The 7,401-nt window shown below is 57.6% G+C and carries 5 protein-coding genes; all 5 read right to left on the reverse strand.

Features of this window, described 5'->3' with window-relative positions:
* Positions 1–104: 104 nt before the first annotated feature.
* Positions 105–1,922 (reverse strand): prenyltransferase/squalene oxidase repeat-containing protein, encoded by a 1,818-nt coding sequence (locus FHS27_RS22000; protein WP_184307041.1) that lies wholly within the window; start codon positions 1,920–1,922, stop codon positions 105–107.
* Between the two features lie 117 nt (positions 1,923–2,039).
* Positions 2,040–2,444 carry an ExbD/TolR family protein gene (locus FHS27_RS22005; protein ID WP_009099743.1) on the reverse strand — a complete coding sequence of 135 codons (405 nt, stop codon included), beginning with the start codon at positions 2,442–2,444 and terminating at the stop codon, positions 2,040–2,042.
* 44 nt (positions 2,445–2,488) lie between these two features.
* The gene (locus tag FHS27_RS22010) at positions 2,489–3,409 is read right to left on the reverse strand and encodes a MotA/TolQ/ExbB proton channel family protein (RefSeq protein WP_184307073.1); all 921 of its coding nucleotides are present in this window, start codon (positions 3,407–3,409) and stop codon (positions 2,489–2,491) included.
* A gap of 164 nt (positions 3,410–3,573) precedes the next feature.
* Complete coding sequence (locus FHS27_RS22015) at positions 3,574–5,652, reverse strand: tetratricopeptide repeat protein (protein WP_184307043.1); 2,079 nt, start codon at positions 5,650–5,652, stop codon at positions 3,574–3,576.
* Between the two features lie 331 nt (positions 5,653–5,983).
* Positions 5,984–7,153, reverse strand: coding sequence for a DegT/DnrJ/EryC1/StrS family aminotransferase (locus FHS27_RS22020; RefSeq protein WP_184307044.1), 1,170 nt, complete (start codon positions 7,151–7,153; stop codon positions 5,984–5,986).
* Positions 7,154–7,401: the final 248 nt, after the last annotated feature.

Raw genomic sequence — 7,401 nt, forward strand, 5'->3', positions numbered from 1 at the left:
CGGCACACGCGTTGATCGCGACACAGCCTGGTGGCAAGCCTTCCGGTCGTTACTGCCCGAATAGCTAAGGCCCAAATAGTTAACCCCGCAGGGTTCTCTCTGAGCTAACGACGCAATTGGTGGCGGTAATATGTTTCCAAACAAAGCGTTGCCATCGACGTCGTGTAAACAGTGCCTCCGTAACCGCCCCACAGCGTCGAATCAGGCCAACTGCCGTCGGGACGCTGCGTCGCGAGAAGACGTTGTTTCATCGCTGCGTTCCAGGTGTCCCACGCATCGTCCTGAAGTTGATGCAGCGCAAGCGTTGCGTAGTACCAGTAGTACAGATTGTCAGGCCCCGCGGTACGCCCAGGCAGCGCCCCCATCAAGACCGCTTCGGCTTCGCGGATCGTTTCTTGCGGTACGTTTTCACCGATCAACAACCGGGTTGCGAGGGCCTCTGCCGTCATCGTCGGCGTCGGCCGTTCTCCTGGACGATACGCAGCCGATCCACCTGCCTTGCCGGTGCGAACGGTCGCGAGGAACTTCGCCACTCCCGTCTGCATCCGCTGGCTGTTTTCACGTTCGACGTTCGTATCAAAGACTCCTCCGCGTCGGGCTCCGTCGAGCAACATCGCTTGCCATCCGAGTTGGCTGAGGTCACCGGTGTCACCGCGCGTGTACCGCCAACCACCCGTCACGGGATGCTGGGTTGAGCGAGAGTAAGCCACGGCCCGCCGCGTCGCCTCGATCGCCGCAGGGTCGCCTGTCATCGCGGACGCCTCAGCGAGCGCCAACGAAGCCATCGCGTGACAATAGTGAGCCGCGTAAATCGAGGCATCACCGGCGAGTGATCCGTCACTTCGTTGCCGACCTAACAAGTACACGAGCCCACGGTAAACGTTGTCTCGATATTCACCGGATTGATGAGTGTTGCCTGCCCCGAGCAATGACAATAATGCGAGCCCGGTCAATCCGGTCTCCGCTCGTTTGCCTGCCGAACCTCGTTGCAGTCCGAGCGGCGCCCGTTCACGTCCCGCGCCGCTGGCGAGTGGGTCCCACGCACCATCGGCTCGCTGTTGTTCAGCGAGAAATTTCAACGCCGCGGCAACCGACGCTTCGGTGTTGGCGTCACCTCCGGTTGCGTTAAGCGCCTCGCTCTTCGCCGCACCCTGGCGAGCGGCAAAGTCCTCGTCGATCTGTCCGGGGATATGAGCTTTCGACGACGCGGTGCGGTTCGATTCCTCAGCTCGCTCGGAATGAGTCGATTCAGTGGATTGCGTCGAACGAGCTACCGTCGATTGCGGAGGCGTTGCGCTCGCGTTGGTCGATTCCGAGGCGGCAATTGGTTCCGGCGTAACAACCGGGTCAACTTTCGGAGGGGCCAACGTTTCTTCCAGCCAGTCACCGAGCAGATCGTCGACGTCATTTGCGGGCTCCTGCGGTGACGCTTTCGAAACCGACGCGAGAGACGTTGGCACCGTGCTCGCAAATAGATCAGCGATGTCTTCCGCCGCGGGTTCCGTGGGAGGCGCCTCGTCACTTGGATGCTCAGCCGGCGATGTCGTCGGAACCTGCAACTCCGCGATCGGCAGACCGAGTGAGAGCGGCGTGATCATGTCGCCACTGTCGTCCGATTCGGAGTCTTCACCTCGAGACAACTGGTCCGAAAGCGATTCATCGTCCGAGAAATCGGCCTCGGTGAGGCTGGGATCGAAAACTGCCACCGACACCGGCGATTCCCCCGGAGCATCACCACTTTCTGCAACGCGTCCACCGCCAGAAAAGAACAGCGAGAGCCGAGGCACCCAAACGAGAATCGCGACATGCAGTCCGATTGAAACGATTAGGCAAATGAACGCGGCACCACGTCCGCTGCTTTTGCGTCGACGGAACAACATCACCGTCGCGACCAACAAACCAACCGCGAGCAGAGCAACCAACCGAACCGCAGTCGGGTTGTGCCAGAAGTGATCCGCTGATGGAAGCGTTGACGAAATCAGAGCAGAAGACCGTGAGAAGAGGATGGGAGGTCAGCTATCTGTTCTTCGTTATAGCTCTCATCGCCTTTTGGTCGCGACTCCGATTTGATCCACGCCGGAGGCACGAACGCGTTGAAGAACTTCAGCAACTTGTCCATAGGGGATAGTGTCGTCCGCACGGACGGCAACCTTGAGCGCCGGATAGTTTTGATGTTGCGACCGGAGCAACCCCGTTAGCTGTTCCGGCGACACAGGCGCACCATCGAGCGTTAAAGCTCCCGAGGCTTGAAATTCGACAATTCGCTCATCCGGCAACCGTGCCATCGATCGCATTTCGGCGACGCCAGGCACGTTGACCTGCAGATGATCTTCACCGTTATCGAATTTGCTGCCGACCATGAAAAAAATCACGAGCAGAAACACCACGTCGATCATCGGCGTGAGGTTGATGGTCGCGGTTTCAGAGGTCGAACGACGGATCATCGCAGACAGAGCTAAAGGGAGAGAGAAATAGTAATGAAACGGGCTTACGCGGCCCGGCGTTTACGAGGGGCTTTCGCCGTCCCCGCGTTTTCGAGCCCTTCGGCCGAAATACAGTCGATCACTCGTTGGCAGAGTTTGTCGATCTCACCGAGATACCGATCCGACTTCGCGCTGAAATACATGTACGCCAAGTAGGCTGGAATCGCGACGCTGAGTCCACCGGCGGTGGTCATCAATGCGGTGCTGATTCCTGCGGCGAGCAAATCACTTTGACCGCCACCACTTTGGGAACTCAAGTTCTCAAACGCCTGAATCATTCCCAATACGGTACCGAGCAATCCGATCAACGGCGTCACGTTGCTGATCGCATGAAAGACTCGCAGGAACCGTCGCAGTGAATCACCGACGCGGTCGCCCGCATCAATCACCGCCTGTTCGATTTCCATCATCGGACGTCCCCATCGACGAACCGCCGCATGGAAAACTTCGGCGACGGGACAATCAAACTCATCACAAATTGAGGTCGCCTCTTCGTAGCTCAACTGGCCGTCTTCGACACATTCGGTGAAGCGACGAACGAACGGTTTGGGGATCACTCGTGATCGGCGCAGTGCGATCATTCGTTCCAGCGACAGACCAATGACAATCAATGAGCAAACGCCCAACGGAATCATCAGCCAACCACCCTCGGTGATCTTTTGAATCATCGCCGGCATTTCCCACGACGCAGACTCTTCTTCGGGTTGAGCGTCCGCTTCGGTCGGTGCGGCGGGAATGGAGAACTGATTCGCAGTCGCGGTATTATTCTGAGGTGCGGCAGCAATTCGAGCCGCCGGCCCCGGCTGAGCACCATACTGCCCGGTGCTCGGGTACGGCTGCGACGATGTGCTGAATCCGCCTTGATTGAAACTGTTGTTCGGGTTGTAGTTGAATTGTTGTGGCGCGGCCGACGCAATCGGTGCCATCAACACCAAACATAGTAGTGCCCCACCGAATCGAACGAATCGTGGCGACAAAACACAACACGCCATCGCGATTTGCATCGCAAATACGGATTCGAATCGGCTCGCGTTGGGAGTACCTGAACCGCGTGAGCGGCAACGCGGATGGATGGTGGTGGTTGTGGGGATCATCGTCGTATCGTGCTTGGAGCAGAAGAACCGCCGGACGTCATTGCTGCGAGGCGACGACGTGCGCCACCGGCATGAGGCGAATCACCAAACCGGCTAACAAGGGTTGAATAGCAAACGGTGGCCTCACGTGTCCTCCCCAATTGTTCGAAGGACTTGCCGGCCTGAACGAGAGCGGCGGCCGTCCACTGGTCGCTACTGCCGATCGCTTCGACTTGTCGATATGCCGCGATGGCTTCGGTGAACTTTTCTTGCATGAAATAGGTTTCGCCAATCATCCACTGCGCTCGACCGCGAACATCCGCGTCAGCCCGTGATGATCGCACAACCTGTTCGAGCAATGCTCGACCTCGATCAAAGTTCAATTGACGCACTTCCAAATTTGCTGCGAGCAGATTCGTCAGCGCGACTTCGGGCGATGAACTGCCCTGTCCGCCGCTCGCGGCTCCCTGTTGCATCGCAGCCGCCTGCGCCGCAGCGATCCGAGTGCTAGCCTGGGTGACCGACCCCACTGACACTGCGGTCTCGGCGAGCCGCAGAAGCGTCGGAAAGTCGTCGGCCCCGTGATCATCAACAATCCGCTCCCATAGTTTGAGCGATTGTTTGGTTTTCCCTGTTTGCAGCATCGCTTCGGCGAACAAACGCTCGACGTGCAGCGAACGTCCCCGTCGATACGCGTCCTCCGCAGCAGGCTCGCTGACGGTGTCATACAGTCCAGGCTCTTCCGCGGCGGCCATCGCGAGCATTGACCAATGCCCCGTTCGCCCCGCCCATCGACACGCCGCTTCCCGGACCGCTCCGGTGATCAACATGCCCGATTGGTTTTGCATTTTCCCTAACAACGAATGCGGTCCGTTCACCGATTCGTCACGCGCCGACAGCCAACGCATCGCGATCCGCTGAGCCGCCGCGTCATGACCGTTTTGATGTAGTAGTTCCAGCGTTGCAGTCGCCGCATCACCAACCTCGTCGCACAACGACAGCGCGACGCCGAAGGCAACCTCTGCATCGGGTGCCCCCGTGATTGCGGACGCAACCAATGCGGTTTTGACGACATCGACATTGGATCGCAGGGCCTGCGACGCAAGCACAAAATCGTAATGTTCGACGAGATAATTTCGCAGCGACTCGCTTAATGGCGAGGGATTGCCATCGCCATCTTGATTCGCACAGGCGAGCAACACGACCTGACACATCGCATCGGTACGTGGGTGTTTTTCCAGCAATTCGCTGCGAGTCGTCTCAGCCGCCTCGTGTTCGCCGAGCCGTGTTTGGCAACTCATCTTTAATAACAAGGCCGAGGATGCGTCACCGTGATCAGGATGATGATTCAGAAACTCATCGACCGCGACGAGAGACTGGCCAATGTGTTCGGCATTCCCGCTTTCGTTGGCCGCCATCACCAAAGTCCACGCGTATCCCAATCGTGCCGTTGCGATCGATTGGCCGGAGACGTCGGCACCTGATTTTTCGAACAGTTCAATCGCCAATTGGTACGCATGTCCTGCGGTCAGTTTGTCAGCCGCGTTTAAAGCTCCCGAAGCCACCGACAACAATGATCCTCCGATTCGCCGCGCCGTCGACGGATCGCCACACGCATCGGCAGCTAAACGAAGCCAACGAAGAGCGTCCGCGTCTCGTCCGACGACAGTCAGCCCGTTGGCGGCGGCCTGCCAGATCGCGATCGCTTTCTCAGAAGGTAGATTCGCGGAGGGATCCTTCGCCAGCTTTTCGCATACCGCTGCTGCTGTGTGGTAAACCTCCGCAGCATCATCGCTGCGTTGATCGCTGGTACACGCACGTGCGGTTTGAATGACTGCAGCGAGGATACGTGGTGTGACTGCATTGGATACGTCCACGTTCGCAACGGCTAATACGGCCGCGTCGACATCACCGCGATCGAGCGTTTCCAAGATTTCAGTGGCGATAGATGCATCGCCGGAATCATTCGCACACACCCGACATGGCATGCCGATGGAGATTGTTTCGAGAAACAAAGTCACCACGATCAACCATAGCAATCCGCGGTGAGGAAAAGCGGCCTGGGGCCAATGTAACAAGTGGTCCGTTCGCGCCATCGTGTTTACTCGCCGAAGGAAGGTTGCTTGACCGGTCGCGAGGCGGTCCTTTGATACGGATCTGCCCGGCTCAATGAACCGGGCAAATGAAACGATCAACGATGAATGCTTCATCCTGATCAGCGTTAAAGGGATTGACGGTCATCACGCCTGGCGTGGATCGACGAAGAGTCACCAAAGTTTGGGATCACAGACATTCCGCCGGCACACCGTACTTCGTCGCCTCACGAACATGCTTGTTTAACGAGCCGATCGCTTGCGTTTTCTTCGTCTCACCTCAGACAGAGCTTTTGCAAACTCCGTCGTTTCATAATCAAAGGTTTCCGAACCTCTATGCAGCCGCTTTGGCAGCAGCGGAGTAGAACGAACTGATCGCATCGATCACCCGGACTTGCTCGACTTCGGTCAACGATGGGAAGACCGGAAGGTTGAGCACTTCCTGGCTGGCTCGTTCGGTTTCGGCCAAACCGTTGTGACGGAACTCCATACCCTCGAAGCACTCTTGTTGGTGCATCGGAATCGGATAATAGATTTCCGAACCGATCTTCCGTTCGGCCAAATAGCTGCGGAGTTCGTCGCGACGCCCACCGCCCACACGAACCGCATACTGGTTCCAAACGTGGAAGGCATCAGGATCACGAGTCGGCAGTGTGATTTCGCCGCTGTCAACCAATCCTTTCTCAGTGAGCAAACGGTCGTAGCGGGCCGCAACTGTCGAACGACCTTCGATCGCATCGCCGAGATGGCGGAGTTTGACCCGCAAAACGGCAGCTTGGAACGTGTCGAGTCGACTGTTGATGCCGACGACTTGGTGGTAGTAGCGAGGTCGCATGCCGTGTCCAGCGAACAATCGCAGGCGATCCGCGAATCCATTATCGCTGGTCGTCATCATCCCGCCGTCACCCATGCCGCCAAGGTTCTTGGTCGGATAGAAGCTGAAGCAACCAACCGTGCCCCAGCTACCTGCTGGACGCGAGTGATAGGCCGCACCAATCGCTTGGGCAGCGTCTTCGACCACGGGGATGTCATGCCCGGACGCGATTTGACAGATTCGGTCGATCTGGGCGCATTGTCCGAACAAGTGGACAGGAATAATCGCTTTGGTTTGATCCGTGATCAGTGATTCGATCGATGCAGGATCGACGTTGAACGTGTCAGGGCAAATGTCGGCGAACACGGGAGTCGCACCGAGCCGGGTGATGCAGCTCACCGACGCGAAGAACGTGAACGAAGGCACGATCACTTCATCGCCAGGCCCGATGTTCAATGCCATCAGGGCCAACAACAACGCGTCGCTGCCCGATGCACAACCGACCACATTGGGAACTTGGCAATAACCGGCGAGTTCCGTTTCGAGCTCCGTCACATCAGGACCGAAAAGGAATCGACCGCTGTCGAGTACCTCGGTCAAAGCCTCGATAAATTCTTCGCGATGAGGAGCGTTATCGCGATTGACGTCGAGGAGCGGAACACCGCTAGAAGCTGGGTCTTGTTGGGCCATGAGAGTAATCTTCCGTGAATATTTGAGTGAAAAAACCCGAAATTCCGTTTTCGGCTTGCCCGGGCGGCGTTTCACACCGTGAGCACTCAACTCCCCTGTTTACGCCCCTCGCCACCCACGGGTCAAGAGAAAAACGATTCGCATTCACGAAATGGGTGCATGACCGGGTTTGCAGCTTGAATTGGGGTCGGCTTAGAATCTCCGGTGATTTACAATCTCGAGCGTACAGCAGGGGAAGCTAGGGGCTT

It is taken from the genome of Aporhodopirellula rubra (genome assembly GCF_014192335.1).
Classification (GTDB): Bacteria; Planctomycetota; Planctomycetia; order Pirellulales; family Pirellulaceae; genus Rhodopirellula; species Rhodopirellula rubra.